Annotated in this window: 19 protein-coding genes, 1 tRNA gene and 2 pseudogenes; 14 read left to right on the top strand and 8 right to left on the bottom strand. The window is 71.0% G+C overall.

Features of this window, described 5'->3' with window-relative positions; genetic code table 11:
• Window positions 1-13: 13 nt before the first annotated feature.
• The 3 genes from ACZ4EF_RS10890 (at window position 14) to ACZ4EF_RS10880 (ending at window position 4,025) form a co-directional block, all read left to right on the top strand.
• A complete protein-coding gene (locus ACZ4EF_RS10890; protein ID WP_467503936.1) occupies window positions 14-2,098 on the top strand; it encodes an acetyl/propionyl/methylcrotonyl-CoA carboxylase subunit alpha in 2,085 nt (694 codons plus the stop codon).
• On the top strand, window positions 2,095-3,285 hold the full coding sequence (locus ACZ4EF_RS10885) for an acyl-CoA dehydrogenase family protein (protein ID WP_467503934.1): 1,191 nt from the start codon (window positions 2,095-2,097) through the stop codon (window positions 3,283-3,285). The genes ACZ4EF_RS10890 and ACZ4EF_RS10885 overlap by 4 nt, the downstream gene beginning before the upstream one ends.
• A 125-nt stretch (window positions 3,286-3,410) precedes the next feature.
• The gene (locus tag ACZ4EF_RS10880) at window positions 3,411-4,025 is read left to right on the top strand and encodes a TetR/AcrR family transcriptional regulator (RefSeq protein ID WP_391051380.1); all 615 of its coding nucleotides are present in this window, start codon (window positions 3,411-3,413) and stop codon (window positions 4,023-4,025) included.
• A 43-nt stretch (window positions 4,026-4,068) separates the two neighbouring features.
• On the opposite strand, the gene ACZ4EF_RS10875 is transcribed toward ACZ4EF_RS10880, so the two are convergent.
• Together ACZ4EF_RS10875 and ACZ4EF_RS10870 are read right to left on the bottom strand one after the other, a co-directional pair.
• Window positions 4,069-4,662, bottom strand: a complete 594-nt coding sequence (locus tag ACZ4EF_RS10875) for a DUF1349 domain-containing protein (RefSeq protein ID WP_467503931.1) — start codon at window positions 4,660-4,662, stop codon at window positions 4,069-4,071.
• Window positions 4,640-5,575 carry a GNAT family N-acetyltransferase gene (locus ACZ4EF_RS10870; RefSeq protein ID WP_467503930.1) on the bottom strand — a complete coding sequence of 312 codons (936 nt, stop codon included), beginning with the start codon at window positions 5,573-5,575 and terminating at the stop codon, window positions 4,640-4,642. The genes ACZ4EF_RS10875 and ACZ4EF_RS10870 overlap by 23 nt, the downstream gene beginning before the upstream one ends.
• A gap of 117 nt (window positions 5,576-5,692) precedes the next feature.
• Between ACZ4EF_RS10870 and ACZ4EF_RS10865 the strand changes: the two genes are divergently transcribed.
• On the top strand, window positions 5,693-5,968 hold the full coding sequence (locus ACZ4EF_RS10865) for a DUF6343 family protein (protein ID WP_467503928.1): 276 nt from the start codon (window positions 5,693-5,695) through the stop codon (window positions 5,966-5,968).
• An 81-nt stretch (window positions 5,969-6,049) separates the two neighbouring features.
• Here the strand turns inward: ACZ4EF_RS10865 and ACZ4EF_RS10860 are convergent.
• Window positions 6,050-6,123, bottom strand: a tRNA-Met gene (locus ACZ4EF_RS10860).
• Between the two features lie 115 nt (window positions 6,124-6,238).
• On the opposite strand from ACZ4EF_RS10860, the gene ACZ4EF_RS10855 reads away from it, so the two are divergent.
• Together ACZ4EF_RS10855 and ACZ4EF_RS10850 are read left to right on the top strand one after the other, a co-directional pair.
• Window positions 6,239-7,195, top strand: coding sequence for a pseudouridine-5'-phosphate glycosidase (locus tag ACZ4EF_RS10855; RefSeq protein WP_467503926.1), 957 nt, complete (start codon window positions 6,239-6,241; stop codon window positions 7,193-7,195).
• 137 nt (window positions 7,196-7,332) lie between these two features.
• A complete protein-coding gene (locus tag ACZ4EF_RS10850; protein ID WP_467503977.1) occupies window positions 7,333-8,226 on the top strand; it encodes a carbohydrate kinase family protein in 894 nt (297 codons plus the stop codon).
• 57 nt (window positions 8,227-8,283) lie between these two features.
• Here ACZ4EF_RS10850 and ACZ4EF_RS10845 read toward each other — a convergent pair whose 3' ends face one another.
• Together ACZ4EF_RS10845 and ACZ4EF_RS10840 are read right to left on the bottom strand one after the other, a co-directional pair.
• On the bottom strand, window positions 8,284-9,075 hold the full coding sequence (locus ACZ4EF_RS10845) for an aminotransferase class IV (RefSeq protein WP_467503924.1): 792 nt from the start codon (window positions 9,073-9,075) through the stop codon (window positions 8,284-8,286).
• 43 nt (window positions 9,076-9,118) lie between these two features.
• A complete protein-coding gene (locus ACZ4EF_RS10840; protein WP_401311397.1) occupies window positions 9,119-9,529 on the bottom strand; it encodes a RidA family protein in 411 nt (136 codons plus the stop codon).
• Window positions 9,530-9,777: 248 nt separating this feature from the next.
• On the opposite strand from ACZ4EF_RS10840, the gene ACZ4EF_RS10835 reads away from it, so the two are divergent.
• The 3 genes and pseudogenes from ACZ4EF_RS10835 to ACZ4EF_RS10825 form a co-directional block, all read left to right on the top strand.
• Window positions 9,778-11,976: a DEAD/DEAH box helicase gene (locus tag ACZ4EF_RS10835; RefSeq protein ID WP_467503922.1), complete on the top strand. Its 2,199-nt coding sequence runs from the start codon at window positions 9,778-9,780 to the stop codon at window positions 11,974-11,976.
• Window positions 11,977-12,296: 320 nt separating this feature from the next.
• A pseudogene (locus ACZ4EF_RS10830) lies at window positions 12,297-13,046 on the top strand (ATP-binding cassette domain-containing protein); the annotation flags it as partial.
• Window positions 13,023-13,911, top strand: a pseudogene (locus tag ACZ4EF_RS10825) (ATP-binding cassette domain-containing protein); the annotation flags it as partial. The pseudogenes ACZ4EF_RS10830 and ACZ4EF_RS10825, both read left to right, overlap by 24 nt.
• 301 nt (window positions 13,912-14,212) lie before the next feature.
• Here the strand turns inward: ACZ4EF_RS10825 and ACZ4EF_RS10820 are convergent.
• Window positions 14,213-15,094: an SDR family oxidoreductase gene (locus ACZ4EF_RS10820; RefSeq protein WP_391051363.1), complete on the bottom strand. Its 882-nt coding sequence runs from the start codon at window positions 15,092-15,094 to the stop codon at window positions 14,213-14,215.
• Window positions 15,095-15,180: 86 nt separating this feature from the next.
• Here ACZ4EF_RS10820 and ACZ4EF_RS10815 point away from each other — a divergent pair, with 86 nt between their 5' ends.
• On the top strand, window positions 15,181-15,759 hold the full coding sequence (locus ACZ4EF_RS10815; RefSeq protein ID WP_391163728.1) for a TetR/AcrR family transcriptional regulator: 579 nt from the start codon (window positions 15,181-15,183) through the stop codon (window positions 15,757-15,759).
• A gap of 18 nt (window positions 15,760-15,777) precedes the next feature.
• Here ACZ4EF_RS10815 and ACZ4EF_RS10810 read toward each other — a convergent pair whose 3' ends face one another.
• Complete coding sequence (locus tag ACZ4EF_RS10810) at window positions 15,778-16,479, bottom strand: DUF4232 domain-containing protein (RefSeq protein WP_467503919.1); 702 nt, start codon at window positions 16,477-16,479, stop codon at window positions 15,778-15,780.
• Window positions 16,480-16,691: 212 nt separating this feature from the next.
• Window positions 16,692-17,705: a DUF5954 family protein gene (locus ACZ4EF_RS10805; protein ID WP_391051357.1), complete on the bottom strand. Its 1,014-nt coding sequence runs from the start codon at window positions 17,703-17,705 to the stop codon at window positions 16,692-16,694.
• Window positions 17,706-18,451: 746 nt separating this feature from the next.
• Between ACZ4EF_RS10805 and ACZ4EF_RS10800 the strand changes: the two genes are divergently transcribed.
• From ACZ4EF_RS10800 to ACZ4EF_RS10785, 4 genes are all read left to right on the top strand, one after another.
• On the top strand, window positions 18,452-19,282 hold the full coding sequence (locus tag ACZ4EF_RS10800) for a helix-turn-helix domain-containing protein (RefSeq protein WP_467503917.1): 831 nt from the start codon (window positions 18,452-18,454) through the stop codon (window positions 19,280-19,282).
• 1,593 nt (window positions 19,283-20,875) lie between these two features.
• Window positions 20,876-21,751, top strand: a complete 876-nt coding sequence (locus tag ACZ4EF_RS10795) for a hypothetical protein (RefSeq protein WP_467503915.1) — start codon at window positions 20,876-20,878, stop codon at window positions 21,749-21,751.
• On the top strand, window positions 21,748-22,974 hold the full coding sequence (locus tag ACZ4EF_RS10790) for a hypothetical protein (RefSeq protein WP_467503913.1): 1,227 nt from the start codon (window positions 21,748-21,750) through the stop codon (window positions 22,972-22,974). Before ACZ4EF_RS10795 ends, ACZ4EF_RS10790 begins: the two co-directional genes overlap by 4 nt.
• Window positions 22,971-24,746: an Hsp70 family protein gene (locus ACZ4EF_RS10785; protein WP_467503912.1), complete on the top strand. Its 1,776-nt coding sequence runs from the start codon at window positions 22,971-22,973 to the stop codon at window positions 24,744-24,746. Before ACZ4EF_RS10790 ends, ACZ4EF_RS10785 begins: the two co-directional genes overlap by 4 nt.
• The last annotated feature ends 1 nt before the right edge of the window (window position 24,747 follow it).

Below are 24,747 nucleotides of genomic sequence, written 5' to 3'. Positions count from 1 at the left end.
GGGTCCCTTTCCGATGACCGATTCGAGCAGCGCTTCGCCGAGCGGGGACTTCACCGCTGACGGGCAGTCACCTTCGGCGCGCCACAAGGACATCGGCTCCGTGCTGGTGGCCAACCGGGGCGAGATCGCGCGCCGTGTCTTCCGTACCTGCCGCACGCTCGGCATCGCCACGGTGGCGGTGTACGCGGACGCCGACGCGGACGCGGCACACGTCGCGGAGGCCGACGCGGCGGTACGGCTGCCGGGGAACGCGCCCGCCGACACGTATCTGCGGGCCGATCTGCTGATCGCGGCGGCGCTCGCGGCGGGCGCGGACGCCGTGCATCCGGGCTATGGATTCCTGTCGGAGAACGCGGAGTTCGCACGGGCGGTGGAGGCGGCGGGGCTGGTGTGGATCGGTCCGCCGCCGGACGCGGTCGAGGCGATGGGGTCCAAGACGCGGGCCAAGGAGTTGATGGCCGCGGCGGGCGTACCGCTGTTCTCCGCGCTCGATCCGGCGCGGGTCACGGCCGCGGACCTGCCGCTGCTGGTGAAGGCGTCCGCGGGCGGCGGCGGTCGCGGCATGCGGGTCGTACGCGAACTGGACGCGCTGGAGAGCAAGTTGGCCGCCGCGAGGTCGGAGGCCGCAGCCGCCTTCGGTGACGGCGAGGTGTTCGTCGAGCCGTACGCGGAGGGGGCCAGGCACGTCGAGGTGCAGGTGCTGGCCGACGCGCACGGCACGGTGTGGGTGCTGGGCGAGCGCGACTGTTCGCTCCAGCGGCGGCACCAGAAGGTGATCGAGGAGACCCCGGCCCCGGGTCTGGGCGACGAGGTGCGCCGTACGCTGCACGAGTCCGCCGCCCGCGCGGCGCGCTCGATCGGCTACACGGGCGCGGGCACCGTGGAGTTCCTGGTCGCGCGGGACGGGCGTCCGTACTTCCTGGAGATGAACACCCGTCTCCAGGTGGAGCATCCGGTCACCGAGTGCGTCACCGGGCTCGACCTCGTGGCGCTCCAGATCCGTGTCGCCGAGGGGGCCGCGCTGCCGCCCTCGCCCCCGCGGCCGCACGGCCACGCGGTGGAGGCCAGGCTCTACGCGGAGGACCCGGCCCGCGGCTGGCAGCCGCAGCCGGGCGCGCTGCATCTGTTCGAACTGCCGGGCGTGGACGCCGAATTCGCCGTGACGCCGGGGCTCGACGCGGGGTTGCGGCTGGACGCGGGGGTGAGCGGCGGCGAGACGATCGGCGTCCATTACGACCCGATGCTCGCCAAGGTGATCGCCTGGGCGCCGACCCGCGCCGAGGCCGTACGGCGTCTCGCGTACGCGCTGGAGCGGGCCCGGCTGCACGGCCCTGCCACCAACCGCGACCTGCTCGTACGGGTGCTGCGGCACCCGGACTTCGCCGCCGCGCGGCTGGACACCGGCTTCCTGGAGCGCCGCCTGGACGCGCTCATCGGGGCGTCGGGGGCGACCACGGACGCGCCGGGGCCGGCCGACGGGGACGGCGGCCCCGTGCGGTTCGCGGCGCTGGCCGCCGCGCTCGCCGACGCGGCCGGGCGTACGTCGGCGCGCGGGCCGGTGCCGGTGCGGCTCGGCGGGTGGCGGAACGTTCCGTCGCAGCCGCAGGTGAAACGCTTCCGCAGCGAGCCGGACGGCCGGGAGTACGAGGTCGGTTACCGGCTCGGCCGCGCCGGTCTGGAGGCGACCGGCGCCGACGGTGTCCGGCTGGTGTCGGCGTCGGCCCGGCGTGTCGTCCTCGACATCGACGGTGTGCGGCGGGTGTTCGACGTCGCCGCTTACGCCGAACGGGTGTTCGTCGATTCCCCGTTCGTGTCATGCGCTTTGACCGCTCTGCCCCGCTTCACCGCCCCGGAGGATCTGACGCCGCGGGGTTCGCTGCTTGCGCCGATGCCGGGCACGGTCATCCGGATAGGTGAATTCTCGCCGGGCGACCGGGTCGAAAAAGGCCGCCCGCTGCTCTGGCTCGAAGCGATGAAGATGGAACACGTGATCGCCGCTCCCGCCACCGGGACACTCACGGAGCTCACCGCCGAGGTCGGCCGACAGGTCGACGTCGGCGCCGTACTCGCCGTCGTCAAGGAGGAAACCACGCCATGAGCACCGTTCAGGGAACCTTCGACAGCGCCTTGCTGGAAAGCGACGAGCGGCGCGCCCTGCGCAAGGCCGTCGGGGACCTCGCCCGCCGCTACGGTCGTGAATATTTCTCGGCCACCGTACGTGCGGGCAAGCACACCGACGAGTTGTGGCAGGAGGCGGGCGGCCTCGGATACCTCGGGGTCAACCTGCCTGAGGAGTACGGCGGCGGGGGCGGCGGTCTGGCGGAACTGTCCATCGTGCTGGAGGAGTTGGGGGCGGCTGGCTGCCCGCTGCTGCTGCTCGTCGTCTCCCCCGCGATCTGCGGCACGGTCATCGCCCGCTTCGGCACCGACGAGCAGAAGCGGCGCTGGCTGCCGGGGATCGCCGACGGCTCGCTGCGGATGGCCTTCGGCATCACCGAACCGGACGCCGGGTCCAACTCGCACCGCATCACCACCACCGCGCGGCGCGACCCCGACACCGGCGGGTGGCGGCTGACCGGCCGCAAGGTCTTCATATCCGGTGTCGACATCGCCGACGCCACACTGATCGTCGGCCGCACCGAGGACGCCCGCACCGGCAAGCTCAAGCCCTGCCTGTTCATCGTGGACCGGGAGACACCGGGCTTCGAATTCCGGCAGATCGAGATGGAGTTGGCCGCGCCCGAGAAGCAGTTCCAGCTCTTCCTCGACGATGTCGCACTACCTGCGGAAGCGCTCGTCGGCGACGAGGACGCCGGCCTGCTCCAGCTCTTCGCGGGGCTCAACCCGGAGCGGATCATGACCGCCGCCTTCTCCATCGGGATGGGCCGCTACGCCCTGGCCAAGGCGGTCGAGTACGCCAAGTCCCGGCAGGTGTGGCAGGCTCCCATCGGCTCCCACCAGGCGATAGCGCACCCGCTCGCCCAGGCCCACATCGAGCTGGAACTGGCCCGGTTGATGATGCAGAAGGCCGCCTACCTCTACGACGCGGGCGACGACATGGGCGCGGGCGAGGCCGCGAACATGGCGAAGTACGCGGCTGCCGAAGCCGGCGCCAAGGCCGTCGACCAGGCCGTGCACACCCTCGGCGGCAACGGCCTCACCGCCGAGTACGGTCTCGCCTCGCTGCTGACCGCGTCCCGTGTCGGCCGGATAGCCCCGGTCAGCCGGGAGATGATCCTCAACTTCGTCTCGCACCACACACTGGGACTGCCGAAGTCCTACTGACGACACCCCGCCGAGGAGGCGCCCGTGACCACCGCACCACTTCGCACCCGCGCCGCAGCGCCCTTCCGCGCGGTCGCGCGGACCACGGAGGGCGCCGCCACCAGCACCGAACGGCCGGACCCGTCATGGACCTGGTGACCGACCGCTCCCCCAAACAGGACCGCAGCCGCGCCACCCGTCGGCGGATACTGGAGGCCGCCGTCTCGTGCCTCGCCGAGCACGGCTGGTCGGGCAGCACCGTCGCCGTGGTGTGCGCCCGCGCCGGTGTCTCCAGAGGGGCGGCCCAGCACCACTTCCGCACCCGCGAGGAGCTGTTCACCGCGGCCATCGCGCACATGGCCGAGGAGTGGGTCGCCGCCGTCAGAGAACGCGCCCTGGCCCTCCCCCGCGCGGGCCAGGACCGCACCTACGCCGTCGTCGACATGCTGGTCGCGGTCCACACCGGCCCGCTGTTCCGGGCCGCTCTCCACCTGTGGGTGGCCGCCTCCGACGAGGAACAGCTCCGCCCCGGCGTCGCCGCGCTGGAGTCCCGGATCGGCCGCGAGGCCCACCGCCTGGCGGTCGAATTCCTCGGCGCCGACGAATCCCTGCCCGGCGTCAGGGAGACCGTCCAGGCCACCCTCGACATGGCCCGCGGCCTCGGCCTCGCCAACCTCCTCAGCGACGACTCCGCCCGCCGCGCGGGAATCGTCCGCCAGTGGTCCCGCGTCCTCGACACGGTCCTGCGCGAACAGCCCTAGCGGCGGCCGGAGTCGGCGCCCGGCTTGCGGATGGGGGCAGGGATCAGTGCAGGGAGGTGTCGGCGGGCCCCGAGGAGAGGCGGGTGAAGTGGACGCGCAGGCCGGGGCGTTGGGGCGCGCAGCAGAACAGGCCCGCGCGGGCGTCGGCGGCGGGGTCGAGCCAGGCCAGGCGGATGGTGCGCCAGGGGTCGTCGGCGCGGCGGGCGCGGACGGTCACGGCGTCGCCCGAGCGGCTGACCCGGACGGTCACCTCCTGGCCCGCCCAGTCCGGGACCGGGGCGAGGGACCAGTCGGAGGTGCCGTGGGTGACGACGGCGCCGACCTGGGGCGAACCGTCGGAGATCTCGACGCCCGCCTTGATCCAGGACTCGGCGTCGACGCGCACCAGGACACCGGCCTGGTCGTACAGCTCGGTGAAGTCGGCGACGAAGGTGACCTCGATGGCGGTGCCGGACGGGAAGGGGGTGAGCAGCGCGTGGCCGTCGTCGCGGACGAAGCCGTAGCTGGTGGTGCGCCAGAAGTCGCTGCCCTCGTTGGCGGTGACGTGCAGACCGGTGCTGTCGGCGACGGCGTCGGCGGGCGGGTTGAGCCAGGTCGCGTCGGACCAGGGGATGTCATGGTCGATCGGAGAGGTCACGGAAGTACCGCCATTCGTTGCCACAGGGTCGATAGCCGAGCCACCGGTTGACGGCCAGCATCGCGGCGTTGCCGTCGTCGTTGCTGGTGAACGCCTCGGTGTAGCCCGCGGCGCGGGCTCGGTGCAGGGAGTGGGCCTTGGCGGCCTTGGCCAGTCCGCGGCCCCGGAAGGCCCGGCGGGTGCCGGTGCCCCCCGACCAGTAGCGGTCGTGGCCGTCGGTCTGGACGTTGACGACCGCGGCGACCACACCGTCCACGACGGCGACCGTCGTCAGGTCGTGGTCGTAGTCGGACCGGTCCCAGGAGGTGGCGCGCCAGTCCGCGTAGCCGGGGACGCCGGTGGCGACATCGCCCGGCTCGTCCTCGATAGTCTCGGCGTCGGCCTCGTACACCGGGCGCGGGTCGGCGGCGTAGTCCGACGCGGGGCGCAGCAGCACGCCGGGCGGCAGCGGAGGCACGCCTGGCAGCGGGGCGCCGGGGGTGAGGTCGAGGCGGAGGAAGCTCGCGGACCGGCCGCGCCGGTAGCCGTGCCGGGCGGCGAAGGCGTGCGCCGAGGGCTCGTCGATCGCCCACGCGTAGACGGTGCTCGCCCCGAGGCCGCCGACATGGGACTCGGCGGCGGCCAGCAGGGCGCCGCCGATGCCCCGGCCGCGCTCCCCCGCGCGCACGTTCAGATTGACGAAGGCCATTCCGGGGGTGTCGTTGTCCGCGAAGAGCCCGGCTCTCGCACTGCCGACGATCCGGCCGTCGCCGGTCTCCGCGACGAGCATCAGGAAGCGTGTTTTCTCGGGTGCGTCGGTGACCTGCGCGTGCACGGTCCGCGCGGTCGTCACCATGTACGGGACGGTCTCGCGGCCCACGGCGGCGACGGCTTCGGCGTCCGCCGGGCCGTACTGTCTGATGATCACCTTCACGGTCCCGCACCCTACGCGGCGCCGCCGCGTACCGCCCCCGAATTTCCAGCCCACCTGGGCAGAGGCTCCCGCCCGGCCCGTCCGAGGTGGATGCTGGAGGTGAGGGAGATGGCACGGATGCGCAGAAGCGGATACGAACCCGTCCAGGCGCGCAGCCCGCTGCGGCTGCGGCTGGGGCTCGCGCTGTGCGGTGTGGTCTGGGGCACCGCGGCGGCCGTGGGCTTCGCGCTCGCCGGTCTGCCGGTCTGGGCCGCGGTACTGGCCGCCATCGCGCTGCTGGCCGCGATCGACGCCGTCCTGGTCGTCCGCCGCATGCGGCAGGGCTCGCGCTACCAGCCGAGCCGCACGACCCCGCCGTACCGCCCGGCGGCGCCGCACGCGGGAAAGCACTGAGGACCGGTCCGGCGACCGCGGGTGCGCGCCCGGGACAAGCGAAAGGGCCCGGCACCTGAGTGCCGGACCCTTCCTCTTCAGTAGCGGGGACAGGATTTGAACCTGCGACCTCTGGGTTATGAGCCCAGCGAGCTACCGAGCTGCTCCACCCCGCGTCGATGAACACCACCCTACGGGGTGCCGGCGCTCACACCAAATCGATGCGATGGCCGCCGCGCGCACAGGGCGCCGGGAGGTTTGGCGGGGGCGCCGCCGCGCCAGGTAGGGATCATGAGCACATCTGGATCAGAACCGAACACGGCAGCGAACGCAATCCCGGCCGTCACTCTCTCCGACGAGGTGCGGGACGCCGTCGCGAGCGGCGCGCCCGTGGTGGCGCTGGAGTCGACGATCATCGCGCACGGCCTGCCACGGCCGCGCAATTTGGGGGTGGCACGCGAGCTGGAGGAGATCGTCCGGGAGCAGGGCGCGGTGCCCGCGACCGTGGCGGTACTTGACGGGGTGCCGCGGGTGGGGCTCACCAAGGAGCAGGTGGAGCGGGTCGCCGAGGACGCGTCGCTGCGCAAGCTGGGGTTCCGGGACCTGGCGCCCGCGCTGGCGGCGGGTGCGAGCGGGGCGACGACCGTGTCGGGGACGGCGTTCCTGGCCGCGCGGGCCGGAATCCGGGTGTTCGGTACGGGCGGCCTCGGTGGGGTGCACCGCGACTGGGTGACCGTGCAGGACGAGTCGGCCGACCTGGGGCTGCTGGCCAGGACGCGGATCACGGTGGTGTGCGCGGGCGTGAAGTCGATCCTGGACGTGCCCGCCACGCTCCAGCGGCTGGAGACCCTGGGCATCGGCGTGCTCGGCTTCGGCACCGACCGCTTCCCCGGTTTCTACCTCAGCGACTCCGGTGAGCCCGTGGACTGGACGGTCGAGTCCGCGCGGCAGGTCGCGGACGTGATGGCCGCGCAGGACGCGCTGGGCGGGCACGACTCGGCGCTGATCGTCGCCAATCCGGTGCCGCGGGAGCTTCAGCTCGACCCGGAGCTGCACGACCGGGTGCTGGCGGACGCGCTCGCCGCCGCCGAGGCCGGGGGTGTCACGGGACAGGCGATCACGCCGTTCCTGCTGGGCTACCTCACCGAGCACACCGGCGGCGCGTCCCTGGAGTCCAACCTCGCGGCCGTACGCGGCAATGTCCGGCTCGCGGCCGGGATCGCGGTGCGCTGGTCGCAGCGCGCATGACCGGCGACAGCGCCGGACCGGCCGACGGGACGGGCGACGGGACGGGACCGGCGGACGACATAAGACGGTCGGACGGCACGGGACGGTCAGATGGCGCGAGACCGTCCGACAGCGCCGGACCCGCCGCCGTGGAGCCGGTGCCTCCCGGACTCCTCGTCGTCGGCGACGTCGTCACCGACGTGGTGGCGCGACACGCGCGGCCCCTCGCCGCGGACACCGACACCGCAGCCCGGATCGCGGTGCGGCCGGGCGGCGCGGGGGCCAACGTGGCATGCTGGGCGGCCGGTCGGGGCGCGCGGGTGCGGCTGCTGGCCCGCGCGGGCGCCGACTCCGCCGACTGGCACCGCGCCGCGCTGGAGGCCGCGGGCGTGGAGCCGGTGCTGCGGGTCGACGACGAGGCGCCGACGGCCGTGGTGATCGCCCTGGTCGACGCGGCGGCCGAACGGACCCTGGTCACCGACAGCGGCGCCGCCTTCCGGCTCGGCCCCGCCGACTGGGACGAGGCGCTGCTGGACGGCATGGGGCACGTCCACCTCTCCGGCTATCTCTACTTCTCCGAGTGGGGACGCGAGTTGGCGGCCGTGGTCACCGAGGCGGCGCGTGCCCGGGCGCTGCCGGTGAGCGTCGATCCGGCCTCCGCCGGTTTCCTGCGCGAGGCCGGCGTGGCCCGTTTCCTGGCCGACGTGGCAGGTACGGATCTGCTGCTGCCCAACGACGCGGAGGCGGCGCTGCTGTCCGGTGCGCCCGAACCGGCCCGCGCGGCGGCCGAGTTGAGCGCGGCGCGCGGCGGCGGCACGGTCGTGGTCACCCTCGGCGCGGGCGGCGCGCTGGCCGCCGTGGACGGCGAGGTGACGGTACGGGTGCCCTGCGTCCCGGCCGTCGCGGTGGACACCACGGGCGCCGGAGACGCCTTCACCGGCGGCCTGTTGGCCGCCCGTCTCGCGGGCGCGGACCTCGCCGCGTCGCTCGCGGCGGGCTGCCGCACCGGAGCGGAGGCGGTGACCGTGGTCGGCGGGCGGCCGGAGACGTAATGGGGGCCGTCGGACCGCGCCCCCGCCGTCACGTCGCGGACCGCCCGACCGGCGCCGTCAGATGGCGTCCCACGGCGCGGATTCGTACAACTCCCCCACCCGCGTCAGGAGTTCGGACCGCGTGGGCAGCGGAACGCCGTCGATCTCCGAAATGACCGCCGTGCCGCGCGAGTTGGCCAGGAATGCGCCGTCGTACGACCCCACGTCGGTGAGCCGCAGCGGGCGGCGGTCCTGCGGGACACCGGCCCGTACGAGTTCACGCTCCAGGATCTGGAGGGTGATGCCGCGCAGATGCGGGGCGGCGTCCGGCCAGACGACGGTGTCGCCGTCGATGAAGCCGACGTTGGTGATGGCGCCCTCGGCGATCTCGCCGCCGGGACCGGCCAACAGCGCCTCGTCGTACCCCTCGGCGGCCACCTGGCGGCCGAAGTACGCCTGCCCGAAGCCGCCGACGTGCTTGAGGTGGGCGGCCGGGCGCTGGTAGGGCACCGACTTGAGGCGCTTGAGGCCGGGTTCGACACCGGCGGGCGGGCGGACGGCGACCATGACGGCGACCGGCTCGTCGGCGCCCTCCACCGGCTGGAAGACGTTGACCCGCACGGAGGCGTCCGCGCGCCCCGACCCGGCCAGCGCGTGCCGCACGTGCGCCCGTACGCGCCCGCCGTCCAGGCCCGCGCCGAACAGCTCCCGCGTGGCGCCGTCGAGGCGTTCGACGTGGAACGCCAGGCCGCGCACCTTTCCGCCGCGTACCTGCATCGCCGTGAAGTGGCCGTAGCCGCCGAGCGCGGGCGCGATGGCCTCCACCGTCGCGGCCCGGCCGTCGATCTCGATGAACGGTGATTGCGTCATGACCTCACCCTAGGCACGCCCGCCCTTCCGGCACACAGGCCCGTCAGCCAGCCAGCGCGGCCGTCAGGTCCAGCTCGACCAACTGCGCGGTGAAGCCGAGCTGTGCCACCCCGAGCAGGGTGCTCGCGGTGTCGAAGGCGCCGCCCAGCGGCGAGGCGTTCAGCGCGTCCCACACCGTGGACAGCGTCTTGCGGTCGTCGCTCACCACGTAGATGACCGAGCGCACGACGTCGCCCGGCCCGGCGCCGACGGCTTCGAGCGCCGTCAGGGCGTTGGCGGCCACCTGGCGGGCCTGGGCGGCGTAGTCGCCGCGGCCGACGATCCGGCCCTCGGCGTCGAGCGGGCACTGACCGGCGAGGTAGGCGGTCCGCCCGGCCTCGACGACGGTGATGTGGTGGTAGCCGGGGGTCTGGTGGAGGGCGGGAGGATTGACGCGGGTGATGTGGGCGCTCATGGGTGGTGAGTCTGCCGGGGCGCGGGGGCCTGGGCCCACCCGTTTTCGGCTCCCGGACCGCGCGGGCGGCTCGGGCGGTCCGGGAGTCCGGGCAGCCCGGCCACCGGAGATTTGGCCGGGGGCCGTCGCGGTGTCGGTGGGGGGTGGAATCATGTGCCGCAGCGGACGGGCCCGGCATCCGTGGTGACACGCGCATCGGCCGCATCGGGATCGGCATCGGCATCGGAATCGGCGGGAGACGGGGAGCCATGGACGCGGACGGGGGTGTCGGACAGGAAGAGGCGGGTGCGCGGCAGGCGCCGGTCGGCAAGCAGGCGCGGAAGGTGTCCGGCCAGGCCGCAAAGCTCGTCGCCTCGGCTCGTACGGTCACCGCGGACCACACACGGGTGCGCGCGGACGTGCGGGCCGCGCTGGTCCCGCTGCGGGAGGCACGGGTCCGCCGCGAGCTGGACGGCATCCCGGTCGCCCGGCTCAAGGACGTCACCGAGGGCAGGCTGCGCCTCGGCGCCATGGAACAGGCCGGGTACGACACGGTCGGCAAGGTCTACGGCGCCCGGTCGTACGAGCTGCGGCAGGTCCCCGGCGTGGGCGCGCAGAGCGCGGACCAGGCCATAGCGGCGGCGCGCCAGATCGCGTCGGCGGCCGAGGAGCACGTCGCCGTCCGTATCGATCCGGCCGACCGGGACGACCCGGACACCACCGCCCTGGTGATGGCGCTCAACCGGCTGGTCAACGCGGGTCCCGAGATTCCGCGGGCCGTGGAGACCGCCGCGCGCGTGGACGCCGAGCTGACACCGCTGCTGGCCGCCGCCCGCCCGGCGGGCGCCCGGCTGCGGATGCTGCTGGCGGGCAGGCTCGGGCGGCTGCGCGCGCAGGACGCCGTGCGGCGGATCGAGGAGCTGCTGGCGGAGCACGCCGCCGACGGCACCGGGCTGCTGCTGACCCAGGCGAGCACCGACCTGCTGCGCCCGGCGGCGCCCGCCGCCGAGGCGTGGCTGGACTTCGAGGTCAGGCCGTCGGAGTACACCGTCCTGCTCGCGGAGATCGCCGAACTCGCCCCGGACATCGACGCGGCGGAAGGCTTCCTGCCGTCGTCGGTCTCCGAGCGGGTGCGCGGACAGCGTCTTGACGACACGCACCGCCGGGTGTCGCTGCGCGGCTACCAGGCGTTCGGCGCGCGCTTCGCTCTGGCCCAGCGGCGGGTGATCATCGGCGACGAGATGGGCCTGGGCAAGACCATCCAGGCCATCGCGGCCCTGGCCCACCTGCGGGCGGAGGGCCGTACGCACTTCCTCGTCGTCTGCCCGGCGAGCGTGCTGGTCAACTGGTCGCGGGAGATCGAGTCGCGCAGCGCCCTGGACGCGTACCGGCTGCACGGCCCGTACCGGAAAGCGGCGTTGGCGGACTGGGTGCGGGACGGCGGCGTGGCCGTCACCACGTACGACGCGCTGAGTTCGCTGGACGTGCCCGAGGGGGTGCCGCTGGGGATGCTCGTCGTGGACGAGGCGCACTACGTGAAGAACCCGGACACCCGCAGGTCGCGGACCGTCGCGCTGTGGACGGCCAGGACCGACCGCGTGCTGTTCCTGACCGGCACCCCGATGGAGAACCGCGTCGAGGAATTCCGCAGTCTGGTGCACCACCTCCAGCCCGATCTGCTCCCCCACATCCGGCACAGCGACGCGGTCGCGGGCTCGCAGGCGTTCCGCAGGGCCGTCGCCCCGGCCTATCTGCGCCGCAATCAGCAGGACGTGCTCACCGAACTGCCGGAGCTGGCGCAGTCCGACGAGTGGGAGGAGTTCAGCCGTACGGATCTGGCCGCCTACCGGACGGCGGTCGCGGAGGGGAACTTCATGGCGATGCGGCGCGCCGCCTACGCGGCGCCCCATCGTTCGGCGAAGCTCCAGCGGCTGCGCGAACTGGTGAAGGAGGCCGAGGAGAACGAGCTGAAGGTCGTCGTCTTCTCCTTCTTCCGCGATGTGCTGACCACCGTGCACGACGCGCTCGGCCCGGCCGCCTTCGGCCCGCTGACCGGCGCGGTCGCCGCCACCGAGCGCCAGGAAATGGTCGACGCCTTCGCGGCGGTGCCCGGCCACGCGGTGCTGCTCAGCCAGATCCAGGCGGGCGGCACCGGGCTGAACATGCAGGCCGCCTCGGTGGTGATCCTCTGCGAGCCGCAGGTCAAGCCGACCCTGGAGGCCCAGGCCATCGGGCGCGCCCACCGCATGGGCCAGATCCGCCACGTGCGCGTGCACCGGCTGCTGATCGCCGACAGCGTCGACCAGCGCATGCTCGACATCCTCGGCACCAAGCAGGTGCTCTTCGACGCCTACGCGCGCCGCAGCGACCTCGCGGAGTCGACTCCCGACGCGGTCGACATCTCGGAGCAGTCGCTCGCGCGGCGGATCGTGGAGGAGGAGCAGATGAGGCTGTCCCTCACCAAATGACGGGGGCGCGCGGCGAGGCGCCGTAGAGGGCGCCCGAGGAAGCCGGGGGCCGAGGGGGGGCGAGCGTCGCCGGGAGGCCGAGCCCGCCGGGGGCCGGGAGGCGCGGGGGCCGGGAGACGCGGGGGGGCCGGGGGCCGGGGGCCGTAAATCGGGTTCGTCGTGCCGGACCTCTGCGGTACCGTGATCAGGTCCTGTTGTCTCCGATAGAGGTGGACGTTGCGCATCTGAGGTCCGCGATCATCGCGCGGTACGGCCTTCGCTTCGCCGTATACGCGTCACGTGGCAGTCGGCGTTCCCGCCGCGCCGTGACGTCCGCGCAGATGCGACCTCGGTGCCCCGGGCCGTCCGTCACCTCACGGAGGCCCGCACCCTCCCGCTGTCCGGCCAGGTCGCCGCGTGGTGCTCGCATACGAAGCCCCCCATCCACAGCGCTTTCGACTGCGAGACCCACCATGGCCCATCCCACCGCCACCCCGCCCGGCGCGTCCCTGACCTGCTCGGGGCTGTCCTTCCAGTGGCCGGACGGCACGCCCGTGTTCGACGGCCTGTCCCTGACCATCGGCCGCGGCCGGACCGGGCTCGTCGGCGCCAACGGCACCGGCAAGTCCACGCTGCTGCGGCTGCTCTCCGGCGAACTGCGGCCCGCGCGGGGCTCGGTGAGCGTCGGCGGCACCCTCGCCTGCCTGCCGCAGAACATCACACTCGACACCGGCCGCCGCGTCGACCAGGCGCTCGGCATCGCCGAGCGGCGGGCCGCCCTGCGCGCCATCGAGGCCGGTGACGTGGACGAGGCGCACTTCGAGACGGTCGGCGACGACTGGGATGTCGAGGAGCGGGCGCTGGCGACGCTCGGCACGCTCGGTCTCGGCGGCATCGGCCTCGACCGGGCCGTCGGCGAGATGTCCGGCGGCGAGACCGTACTGCTGCGGCTGGCCGCGCTCCTGCTGGAGCGCCCCGATGTGCTGCTGCTCGACGAACCCACCAACAATCTGGACCTGGTGGCCAGGCGGCGGCTCTACGAGGCCGTCGACTCCTGGCGCTCCGGCGTGCTGGTCGTGGTCAGCCACGACCGTGAACTGCTGGAGCGCGTGGACCGGATCGCCGAACTGCGGACGGGTTCCGTGAACTGGTACGGCGGCGGCTGGTCGGCGTACCAGGAGGCGCTGGCCGCGCAACAGGAGGCGGCCGGACGGACGTTGCGGGCCGCGGAGGCCGATGTGCGGCGGCAGAAGCGGGAGTTGGAGGAGGCGCAGATCAAGGTGGCCCGGCGCCAGAAGCAGGACAAGAAGCTGGACGCGCAGCGGCGGGCGCCGCGGATCGTCGCGGGCGAGAAGAAGCGGTCGGCGCAGGAGTCGGCGGGCAGGCTCCGCGGCGTGCACGAGGACCGGCTCGACGAGGCGCGCGAGCGGCGCGAGGAGGCCGCGGACGCGGTCCGTGACGACGCCGAGATCCGGGTCGACCTCCCCCACACCGCCGTGCCCGCCGGCCGTACGGTCCTGAGCCTGCGCGCGCTGCGCCCCCGGTACGGCCGGCTGCTCGACGGCACCTTCGAGCTACGCGGCCCCGAGCGCGTCGCGCTGGTCGGACGCAACGGGGCGGGGAAGACCACGCTGCTGCGCACCCTCGCCGGTGAGCTGGCGCCGCTGTCCGGCGAGGCGGTCGGTCACGTACCGCTGCGGTTCCTGCCGCAGCGACTCGACGTGCTGGACGAGGAGTTGAGCGTCGCGGCGAATGTGGCCCGGCGGGCGCCCGGCGTCACCGACAACCACATCCGTTCCCAGCTCGCGCGGTTCCTCTTCAAGGGCGCGCGGGCCGAGCAGCGCGCGGGCACCCTCTCCGGCGGCGAACGCTTCCGCGCCGCGCTCGCCGCGACGATGCTCGCCGCTCCCGCGCCCCAACTCCTCATGCTGGACGAGCCCACCAACAACCTCGACCTGGCCAGCCTGCGTCAACTCACCGGCGCCCTGGACTCCTTCGAGGGCGCCCTGCTCATCGCCAGCCACGATCTGCCGTTCCTGGAGTCGATCGGCGTGACGCGCTGGCTCCTCGTCACGGACGAGCTCCAGGAGACCACCGCGGAGGAGGTCCGGGGACTGCTCGGAGCGGCCGAGGCGTAGGGACGGGCACCAACCGGGACGAGACCCGCAAACCCTGAGCCCGGAAACCCTGAGGCTGCCGAGGTCGCTGAGTGCCTTGGCGTACCTCGGACCGGGAAGCCGACCGGGGCGCCGCCCGCTCAGGGCTGGATGTTCTCCAGGTCCTCCAGGAGACCGGGGTGCTTCGGCTCCCAGCCGAGCACCTTGCGGGTGTGGGCGCTGGACGAGGGCTGGTCGGCCGCGAAGATCGGGCCGAGAGTGCCGTACGTCTCGGCGGGCACGGACTCGACCGGCAGGTTCAGCCGGCGGCCGATGACCGCGGCGATGTCCCGGACCTGGTCGCCCTCGTCGGCCACGGCGTGCCAGGCGGTCCCGGCCTCCGCGCCTTCCAGCGCGAGCCGGAAGAGCACCGCCGCGTCGAGCGCGTGCACGGCGGGCCAGCGCTGGGTGCCGTCGCCCGGGTAGCCGGAGACGCCGCTCTGGCGCGCGATGTGGGTCAGCAGACCGGCGAAGCCGCCCGCGCCCTCGTTGTGGACCGTACGCGGCAGGCGCACGGCCGAACTCCTGACCCCGCGCGAGGCCAGGTCCAGGACCGCCGTGACCGCGCGACCGCGACCGCCGACGGGTCCCTCGGTCGGGACCGGGTCGCTCTCGACGGAGGCGCGGCCCGGCACGTAGGGCGTGCCGGAGGCGGTGACGAAGGGGCGGTCGCTGCCGACCAGCGCCTCGCCGAGGGCCGCGAGGGCGGCGGTCTCCTCGGCGACCGCGTTCGCGACCGCTTCGGCGCTGCTGAAGTCGTTGGCGAACGCCAGGTGGACCACCCCGTCGGCGCGCCCGGCGCCGGTGCGCAGGGCGTCCAGGTCGGCGAGGTCTCCCCTGATCGCCTCGGCCCCGGCCGCCTCCGCGGCTCGCGCGGACGCGTCGGAACGGGTGAGTGCGAGGACGGTGTGGCCGTTGCCGAGCAGTTCGGCGACGACGGCGGAGCCGATCAGACCGGTGCCGCCGGTGACGAAGACGCGCATGGAAACACTCCCACAAGTGACGGGACTCTTGTCCCATCACCGTAACAGACTGATGGGACAAGAGTCCCGTCAGATAGGATGACCTCATGAGCCGGTGGGAACCAGGGGCGCGCGAACGCCTCGTCGTGGCCGCCGTCGACCTGTTCACCGAGCAGGGGTACGACGCCACGACCGTCACGCAGATCGCCGAGCGTGCCGGGGTCACCAAGAGCACCTTCTTCCGGCACTTCCCCGACAAGCGCGAGCTGCTGGTCGCGGGGCAGGAGACGCTGAGCCGGCTGCTGGCCGAGGGAATCGCCGAGGCGCCCGCGGACGCCAGCCCGCTGGAGGCGGTCGCCGCCGGTCTCGCGCGCGCCTCGACCGCGATGGGCCCCATGAACCGCGACTTCGCCCCCCGCCTCAAGGCGGCCGTGGCCGCCAGCGCCGAGCTCCAGGAACGGGATGCGCTCAAGAGCGTCAGCCTCGCCAACGCGATGACCAGCGCCCTGGCGGCGCGCGGGATTCCCGGTCCGACCGCCGCCCTCGCGGGCGAACTCGGCCTCCTCGCCTTCAAGCGGGGTTACGCGGTCTGGTCCGAGGGCGACCGCGACGCCGGGGACGACCTGGGCGGGCATCTCGTCACGGCCCTCGATGAGCTGCGCGCGGCGAGCGCGTCGCTGGGCTGAACCGGAGACAGCATGCGGTCACTTGCCCGCGCCGACCGCGTTCATGTGGATCTGAGTGGTCTGGACGTTCTCGTCGGGGTTGTCGAGCGGGATGTTGATGGTCGCGCCGACGCTCGTGGAGTGGGTCTCGTTGGGCGGCGTGACGGTCATCGTGGTGAAGGTGTAGCCGCTGCCGCCGCTGTTGTTGAACGGGTAGTACAGGACGGCTTCGGTGCGCTCGCCGGGAGCCAGCGTGACGGTGGGCACCTCGCTGCCGGGGCGGCGGGCGACGTTCACGGTGTCCGTGCCGCTCTTCAGGTCGATGCCCGCGAAGCCGTGCATCGTGCAGGAGCCGGAGCCGGTGTTCTTGAAGTGGATCAGCTCCATGCCCTCGCCCGAGATGCCGTGCTCGGCCGAGATGGCCAGGTTCGAGGTCGTGCACATGGCGCCGGCCGCCGACCCGGCGTTCGAGGAGCCGCCGTTCGACGAGCCGGAGCCTCCGGTCGTACCGCCGGAACCGCCGCTGGAGCCGCTGTCGGAACCGCTGCTGGAGCCGTCACCGGAACCACCTGAGGAGCTGTCCTGGCCGGGCGCGGCACTGGGCGACGACGTGGCGCCGGGGGCACTGGGCGACGCCGTCGTGCCGGAGGCGCTGGAGTCGTCGGGGCCACAGGCCGTGAGCGACATTCCGGCGGCCACGACGACGAGGGCGAGAACCGAGAGCCTCTTGCTGCTGCGCATTGCTACTCCGTAAGTCGGGTGCCGGCCCGCCCGTCGCGGACCTTCTGCGCTGATGGAGGCACCCGGCAGGGGCGGCGGTTGCGCGGGGAATCCCACCGGGACGCCCCCGTGACACGCGAGAAGCATGATCAAGACAGACGGAATGCGGTCGTCGCATCCGTCACACGAATCCCCGGCGGCCCGGTGGGCACGTCGCCGCACCGGGCCGGTGGTCACTCGTCGTAGGTGATGTTCCCGTGCTCGTCCATCGTGGGGTGGATCTTCGACGGGCCGTACGGGTCGACGTCGGAGGGGCGGGGCGGCTCGGGGCCGTCGGCGCCGACCCGGATCAGCCGCGCGACGCGGGCCACGGAGAACTGCCGGCCGCCGACCTCGAGTTCGTTCGCCCGGCCGGCGGCGCGGAACTCCTCGGCGGCGCGGGCGTAGTCGGCCTCCTCGGCCGCGTCCAGCTCGTACATCCGGGGCCACATGGTGGTCAGCGCGTCGGCCAGGGCCCGGCGGGCGGCGTGCGGGGTGGCCAGGATGTTGATGGCCGGTTCCCAGCCGACGTCCGTCCGCTCGACCACCCGGAACGCCGCCGGGAGCAGGACGACTCCCGGATGCGTCCGCAGCGCGGACCGCGAGTCGGCCCGTACGTCGGCGGGGTAGCGGAGGCTGCGGTAGTGCAGGTCGCGCAGCGCGAGGCGTTCGGCGCTCGCCATCACCCCGGTCGCGGCGGCGTGGTCGATGACGACGTCGCCGTCCAGCTCGGGGTCCGCGGCGCGGTCGTCCCAGTCCAGGACCGCGGGATCGGGGTCGGTGGGGCGCGGCGGCTCGACCTTGCCGTCGTGGGTGTAGAAGAACTCGTCGCCGCGGACGACCCGGTAGCGGGTCCCGGCCACGGTCAGCTCGTCGAGGGGTTCCGACTCCAGGCGGTCGACCGCCGACAGCAGCTCCCGGCGCAGCGCCGGGTCGTCGGTGTCCTCCTTGGCCCGGAACCAGAGGCGGGAGTTGAGGGCGTCGCGCGACGCCTGGGGGAAGCCGTCCGTCATGGGGGTCAGCAACCGCCATCCGACGTCGCCCGGTGCGCACGCCGCCAGGGCGAAGAGCGGGCCGCGGACGATGTAGTGCCCGTACCGCTGCGCGGCGTCTCTGCGGTCCGCCTCGGCGGCCAATTCGACGGGGTGGCCGCCTAGTTGGACGTTCATGATCAGGTTCTCTGACGCTGTGGGTTCGTCCCCGCTCATGGAGCCATTGTCCCCACACCCGAGCGGCGGCTGTCAGCGAATTGCCTGATACCGCACACCACACGTACGCGACATCGTTGTCAGCAGGGGGCTGAAAAAGGCCGCCCGAAGGCGGCCTTGTCAGGAAAACCATGGGTGGGTCGTTCACGAGATCCCTTGACCAGCCGTAACAGGGCTAATGGGAGGTGAGGTTCCCGCGGGCCGCAAGATCGCTCCCCGAGTGTATGCGTACGCAATTATTTTTGGGAGGCACTTATGTCCCTGAAGTGGCCGTCGAGCAACTGCCCTACCGCCACTCAGCCTGCCTCTCGCGCGGGTAGCACGAGCCGGAGAAACCGCTTCCTCCGGGACCCAACTGCCCAGGATCGGACTGTCCAGCTCAGCGGGGGAACGTCACTCCTCCATCGCGACCAGCTCCTGGGCTGCGGCAGGAGGGCTGGCCAGCTTTTACCTGAGTCGCTTGACGAGTGGAGAGACGACCTCGTAGAAGCCCTTGAGGTCATAGACGATCCTCTCGACCGCGGCCACCGTCCGATGGAATTCAAGGGCCATCTGCTCGGCATTGTCGGCGACGGCTCGAGCGCCTCCGACGGGGGCGATGGTGACCTGACAATTCACGCGCAACTTCCTCTCTCTGGGGGTGTGACTGCGTCGGACTCGCAGATCGAGAAGACACACCATGGTAGATTTCACGAGTTCCCGGTGTTGTGAAACTCAGACTACACGGTCCACGAGGAGTCGGTGAAGTGAAAGCAGGATCCAGTTCAGCGGTGGCCTTCGGTCGCGTGTTGCAGGCAGCGCGCAAACGCTGGTCGAAGACCCAAGCCGATGTCGCCAACTTCTTCGATCCCAAGCTCTCTGTAGCCGCTGTCTCGATGGCCGAAAGCGGCAGCCGTCCGCCCAAAACCGAGGCGATGGTCCGTGGCTACGCCGCCGCCCTGGAGCTCGACGAGGATGCTCTGCTTCAGCTCTGGTGGGCGATGCAAGGGATGATCGGGATCGACATCTGGGCCGAAGACCTGCCAGTCCCCCAATGGTGGCGCGAAATCGAGGCGAGTCCTCAGGCAGAGATCGACTATCACCAAGCCCGTCGCGACGCCAGTAGCGCCTGGACCCCTAACGCGGACTTCTACGAGCCCTCACTGGAGCTCTTCGCTCTCGCCGAGGCGATCTGCACGATCCTGATGCGCCTGCTGGGCGACTCTTGGAAGGTCGGCTCCAAACACGAGATCGGCCTCCGCGACCCTGGCGACGTGCGCCTCGCAGTGGTCATCATCGAACTGCGGGCAAAGGTTCCAGACGATGACGAGTCGAACAAGCCTTTCGAGTTGATGGCCACGTTCACATGCCCGGAACCGGTGGCTCGACCCGTTCCGCCCGAGCCGACGGCGAGGACCGACACTGAGGCCATGTCGCCCGACGTCGCATGGATCCTGTCTTCGGTCGAGGCGATGCCTGCTCGCGAGCGAGCAGCGGTCGCGGGATTCATCCATGGACTGCGAGAGGGAGCAAGCCTCTTCTCCGAGGAGGTCTCTTCGACGCCTACGTCGCAGGGACCTGTCAGTAGGGGGCAGTGAACGCGGCACCGGACATGACGCTGGTCGAGCGGGCTGCCGCCCACATGGTCCTCGACGCCCCGATCCCCGTGGCCCAGCTCGTGGAGGCGCCGCAGCAGGGTGGGGCGCGCGATCAGGCCGCCGCCCTAGCGGGCGGTGTGCTGCCGCCCACTCCACCCTTCGGTGCCCCGCGCTCCCTGGCCCGCATTCTGGAGGTCGGAGTGCAAGGAGGCCGTCGCCCGCGCCCCCACCAGCGCCCGGAAGTGGGCTGGCAGCGAGCCGCCCGCGCCACCGCACGCCGCCATCCAGCGGACGGCGCCCTCCGCCGACGCGACATCCGAACCACCCACCACTAGCGACCCACCACCCAGGTCTCCACGCACCAGATGGCTTCGGTTTGATCCCGAAACCGCCGTACCCTGCCCCAATGATTGCTGTCTCAATGACCAGCCGAAGCCCCCCCCGCGCCCCGCCTCGCCTTGTCCGCCCTTCCTCCTTGGACCCGCCATGCCCACACCGCCCCTCGACCACTACCGGCTCGGACGCGCTCCTCCACAACTGCTCGGCCTCACTGGTGTGCTCGGCACCGGCATCGCCTCCGGCTCCCTCGCCTGGCTGACCAGCAACCTCGCCAACGCCCCTGTCGGCACCGGTCCCTGGGCTCCGGCCTCCTTCACGCCTGCTGGGCCTTCTCCCTCACCGTGCTGTACGCGCTGCAGGCCAGCCGCGACACCACGGGTGCTGCGGTCCCCTCTCTCGACGCGCATCTGCGCCAGCAGGAGAACCAGTTCGCCTCTGCGCTCGATTCGCTGGCTGAGGCACTCTCATACGTCTCCCCTGATGCGCGCCGTGAGAGCGTCAGCCATGCCGTAAGCACGGCCGTGGGGGTCGTAGCCCGGAAGCTATCCGAGCACTCCCACTCCTGACGGCGCCCTACTGCAACCACGAGCACAGGTATTCGGCGATCGGCCTGCACCCCGGCCAGCGTGCACTACGGCAGGGCCGACCCCGCCCGCACCCAGCAGCGAGCGCTCACCCTCGCCCAGGCGTACGCGGCGCATCCCGAACACTTCGGCCGCGGCCCGCGACCCCGGCAACTGCCCATAGCATCAGCGAACCCCGGACTGAGGGAGAATCCCAGAAAACAGACTCCACAGGGCAAATGTCTCAAATGACATGACAGCTTCAGGCATGATCACCGAAGCGGTCCTCGCACCGGCATCTGCGCCCACACGAACGCGACATGACAGCCCATCACAGGTCGATCTCACTCAACCCGCGACCTCACAAAGTCCGTGCGCTCCGACTAGCCTTCCGAAGGTGTAGGGGGACGCGGGGCAGCAAGCGACAGGGGGGTACGTGGGGTTCTGGCACACCGGCTACATGGAGTTTCATGAGCTGACCGGATTCGAATCGGCCGGACCGTCAGCCCCGCCAAAGCCCCCTCGGTTTCCCTGTGCTGAGTGTGCTGGACTCGTCTTCTCGTCCGAGCGCGCCCGCCGAGCGCACCGCTTCGACGGTCATGCGACCAAGCGGCCGACTCTCCTGTTCAGGGGACGAGAGTGCGGGCGTACGCGCTTGATGGTCACAAGTTCGAGTAACTCCGCCGATTGGGTGACATCGGATGTCGAATCCATCGCCGTCAACGGCCGCGAAACCTCACCGTCGGAGGCCGCCAGTTTCCTCGCATCGGTGGAGGTTGGCGTCCATACAGTGGCTGTTTCCAACGGCCCACTGAAGCGGACCTTTGAGTTCGATTTCTGCCTTGCAGAGGAAGATGACCTCTGCCTCGTTGACCAGGCCTTGGAGAAGCTGATCTCCAGTCGCGAGTTGAGTCGCAACGCAATCGACACCTTCATCATGCGTGCCGGCCGCGGGGTGACGGCCCGCCGCTACCGCGAAGGTCTGGCGACATACCTGTACGGCGTGCTTGCGCGTGAGGTGGTCGAGGACGCCGGCCGGGTAGATGCGTCGGGCGCGCCGCTCTACGAGCAGCGGTACAACAGCGCTGTCGCTCTACTGTCGACCTTCGACCGGCCCGCAGCGGAGGCGATCTGCGGTTTGGTCGCGTTGCACTACAATCAGTTCGAACTTGCGGTGCGCAAGACCAACAGCCACCGCGTCTCCGATGTCGCCGCGCGGTTCCGATCCCTCCTCACATGCGGCGCATTCGTCACGACAAGCCTGGCCGACCGGTCGCACGGAAGCTTCGATCAGGCCTTGAGCGACTCCGCTAGCGAGGACCTCCTGGACGTCGGTGCAACGGCTTTGGACGGGACGCAGTCATCCATGGTTACCCAGCTGCTGCCCTCGCTGGGCGAGCTCCGGCCCCAGGATCAATTCAAGGTCCGACTTATCGCGGCTGAGGTGTTGCTCGCTGCGGGAGACATCGATGGTGCATCACGACACGGCGAGGCCCTCAGGCACTCTAAGGAGACCGGCGCCTGGTACGCAGGATTTCGGACCCGATTACAAGAGGTAGGACGTTGAGCAACGAGACCATCCCAGAGCCCGGCGCGGAATCGGGGCCGAGCGACCCCGCGCCGACTACCGTTACCGGCGATGGCACCGCCTCGGCCGCGCCTACTGACAATGCGCCGACGGCATCCGTCGCGACAGAGGGGCCACATCGGACCAAGTCCAAGACGAAACCAAAGCCGATCATTACCTCGATCGAAGAGTTGCTGACGTTTGCCTACGAGTCGAGCGCTCGGCTGCTTGAGTTCTCGAAGGAGGACCTCAAGAAGCTGGCGATTACCGACGAGGGCATCGTGTCGCAGAGCGTGCTGGTCGGCTCTCGCGCGCCGACAGACCCAACGTTGTCGACCCCGTTCAAACTGCTTCAGTATGCGGCGCGCCAGGGGGTGCCGCTCAAGCGCGCCGAGGATGGTGACCTCGCGCGGGCGTTGAACCGGCTCGTTGAACTCGCGGTGGTCGCACTGGGCCACAGCCCGGTATTCCGGGTCTGGGTGGACCAACTGATGGATCCCCGCAAGGATCCGCAGCTCCCGACCGGACACCTGCGTAATGAGGCATGGCGAGTCAGTGCCGACGAGCTTGGACTTACCCCGAAACAGTTCAAGGCCGCAGACCGCCAGCGCCTGGTCAAGAATGCGATCGCATGCTATGGACTCCTTCGCACGCTCCAACGTGAGTGGACCTTGGATCAGTTCATCGATGCGTCGTACGACTCTGTCTGGAGGTACGAGGCCCCAAAGGCAGCAGGGCTGGAGCGAGCCGCCAGCGAGATCGGGGCAAGCAGCGATCTCGACGTGCTCGGGATCGTCGGCGCGAACTACCTGGCCCGGATCGCCCGCTTGGAACGGCAGGTCACACAACTCGAGCGTGAGGCCGACGCTGCTGGGAATCGCGAGACTCGGCTCCTCGATGAGCTTTCGTCCGTCGAGGAGCGTGAGCGATCTGCGATGACTCGCGCCGACGCGTTTTCTGCCGACGTGGTGCGACTACAGAAGGAGCTCGCGGCTGAGCGCGACAACAGAGTGGTCGACAAGAGCCATATGGCGGACGACTACGAAACGCTGCGAACGCGCATCATCCGGCGTCTCGGGGGTGAGATCGATCTGCTTACCGATGGTCTGCACGCACTCCGGAACGGTGCGCCCAACGTCGCGGAGGAGTTTCTCGACCGTTCCCTGCTTGCCCTCACGCGTGAGGTCGAGCAGCTGAAGGACGCGTCCGGAGGCTTCGCGTGATCGTCGGGTTTGACTTCGGAACGACCAACAGCCTGGTTTCGGTGGTAGTTGGTGACCGCGTGATCGACGTGATGGACGTCGAGACCGGCCGGCCGCATCCCTCAATCGTCCGGTACGAAGGCGAACAGGTAGTCGTCGGCCGAGACGCCAAGGACGCGTTGGGTGCCGCGGGGATCGGGGTTCACGGCAACACGGTGAAATCGCCGAAGTTCCTCCTCGGCGAGGAGGCAATCGCCGTCGGAGGCGTCGACCGGAGCCCGGTGGACATCGTTGCGGACGTCGTCCAGCACGTCCGATCGGAGTCCCTGCGCAGTCCGCAGCGGAACGTGCTCGGTGACCTCGACAACGCTGTGGTCACGATCCCCGTGACCATGGATGGGCACCGCCGCGCGGCGCTGCGAGAGGCGTTCGCCGGGGCCGGAATGCGTGTAGCCCAGTTCGTCCACGAGCCGCTCGCCGCCCTGTATGGATTCATCCGGGGAGCAACCGACCCAGAAGAGATGGCGCGGCGGCTTGCACGACGAAACGTCCTGGTTGTCGACTGGGGCGGCGGAACGCTGGATCTGACTCTCTGCCGAGTCGACGAAGACCAGGTTCGACAACTTCGTAACGGTGGCTCGGCTCAGGTCGGCGGCGACGAGTTCGACAAGGTAATTCGCGACGAGGTCGTGAAGCGCGCTCGGGCTCGCGGAAGTGCCACTGACGACGACCTTGCGATCCCTGAGGCTGAGCTCCGGCTCCTCCAGGACGCGGAGCGCAACAAGATCGAGCTCTCGGCTGACCGTGTTGACGTGACGTTCTACCGGCCAAGTTACTTCCAGTCAGGTGCCACGTTGCAGTACCGGCTCACTCGTCAGGAGCTGGAGGAGATCACGCGGCCGCTCGTGACGGCAGGTATTGATGAGATCGAGTCGCTGCTCGGCAGCTTGTCGATGGCGCCCGGGCAGGTCTCGCTGGTCGTAGTGGTCGGTGGCATGGCGGCCATGCCCGCGATTCGGAGCCGGCTGCACGAGTTGTTTGGCCCGGATCGAGTTGAGGTGCCGACGAACAGTGCCACGTTGATCTCACAAGGAGCCGCGTGGATTGCGCATGACAGGCAGAGGCTCCGACTGGCAAAGCCCATCGAACTCGAGCTCGCCCGTGGGTCGTTGATGCCGCTCCTCGCTGCGGGCACTGAAATGCCTCTCGGCGGAGAGGGCAAGCATGAAACCCTGCACCTGTACTGCGCGGATCCGACGGATGGGAAGGCGAAATTTCCGATCGCTACTCCGACCGCGTTGTCATCACATCCGCAGGCGAGTGAGCGGCGAACGTCGCTGGGAATGATCACACTCGGCGTCGACGAGACCGCGCCGCCACTGCACGAGCGCCTAGAGCTGGAGGTCATTCTCGACGATGACTTGGTGTTGTCGGTCGAGGCGTCATCAAGCCAGAAGCACGATCGAGTCAAGGTGTCGTACTACGACCTCGAGTTCGGTCTTGGCCTCCCGGCTTCCGCTATGCCCGGAGGCGCTACCGCGGGCCCAAAAGCGCCTGAGGAGTCCATAGCCGTGCCACAGGCGGGACTGGTCGTCCGTGCAAATGTGACGGGGGACAAGGACCAGACGACCGTTCCCGGCGACGTACTGTATCTGCATAATTCAGGAGCCTTCGCCCGGCACGTGCGTGACGGAGCGACAGAAACTCAGGTGCGGGAACATCTGTACTACCAGCTGTGCTCCGTCTGCAAGCGCCAGTGGGGGCACCCGGAGTGTCGATGCGGATCGGCGTGAC

The sequence above is a fragment of the Streptomyces sp. NPDC025721 genome, from assembly GCF_055558595.1.
The sequence above is the reverse complement of the archived record's forward strand: the minus strand, read 5'-3'. Positions and strand labels throughout refer to the sequence as shown.

What these genes read in the sequence shown, in the direction of transcription:
- ACZ4EF_RS10855 (WP_467503926.1), top strand. Translation starts at nt 6,239, where the DNA reads ATGAGCACATCTGGATCAGAACCGAACACGGCAGCGAACGCAATCCCG.
- ACZ4EF_RS10835 (WP_467503922.1), top strand. Translation starts at nt 9,778, where the DNA reads ATGGACGCGGACGGGGGTGTCGGACAGGAAGAGGCGGGTGCGCGGCAG.
- ACZ4EF_RS10880 (WP_391051380.1), top strand. Translation starts at nt 3,411, where the DNA reads ATGGACCTGGTGACCGACCGCTCCCCCAAACAGGACCGCAGCCGCGCC.
- ACZ4EF_RS10840 (WP_401311397.1), bottom strand. Translation starts at nt 9,529, where the DNA reads ATGAGCGCCCACATCACCCGCGTCAATCCTCCCGCCCTCCACCAGACC.
- ACZ4EF_RS10815 (WP_391163728.1), top strand. Translation starts at nt 15,181, where the DNA reads ATGAGCCGGTGGGAACCAGGGGCGCGCGAACGCCTCGTCGTGGCCGCC.
- ACZ4EF_RS10890 (WP_467503936.1), top strand. Translation starts at nt 14, where the DNA reads ATGACCGATTCGAGCAGCGCTTCGCCGAGCGGGGACTTCACCGCTGAC.
- ACZ4EF_RS10820 (WP_391051363.1), bottom strand. Translation starts at nt 15,094, where the DNA reads ATGCGCGTCTTCGTCACCGGCGGCACCGGTCTGATCGGCTCCGCCGTC.
- ACZ4EF_RS10810 (WP_467503919.1), bottom strand. Translation starts at nt 16,479, where the DNA reads ATGCGCAGCAGCAAGAGGCTCTCGGTTCTCGCCCTCGTCGTCGTGGCC.
- ACZ4EF_RS10805 (WP_391051357.1), bottom strand. Translation starts at nt 17,705, where the DNA reads ATGAGCGGGGACGAACCCACAGCGTCAGAGAACCTGATCATGAACGTC.
- ACZ4EF_RS10845 (WP_467503924.1), bottom strand. Translation starts at nt 9,075, where the DNA reads ATGACGCAATCACCGTTCATCGAGATCGACGGCCGGGCCGCGACGGTG.
- ACZ4EF_RS10885 (WP_467503934.1), top strand. Translation starts at nt 2,095, where the DNA reads ATGAGCACCGTTCAGGGAACCTTCGACAGCGCCTTGCTGGAAAGCGAC.
- ACZ4EF_RS10865 (WP_467503928.1), top strand. Translation starts at nt 5,693, where the DNA reads ATGCGCAGAAGCGGATACGAACCCGTCCAGGCGCGCAGCCCGCTGCGG.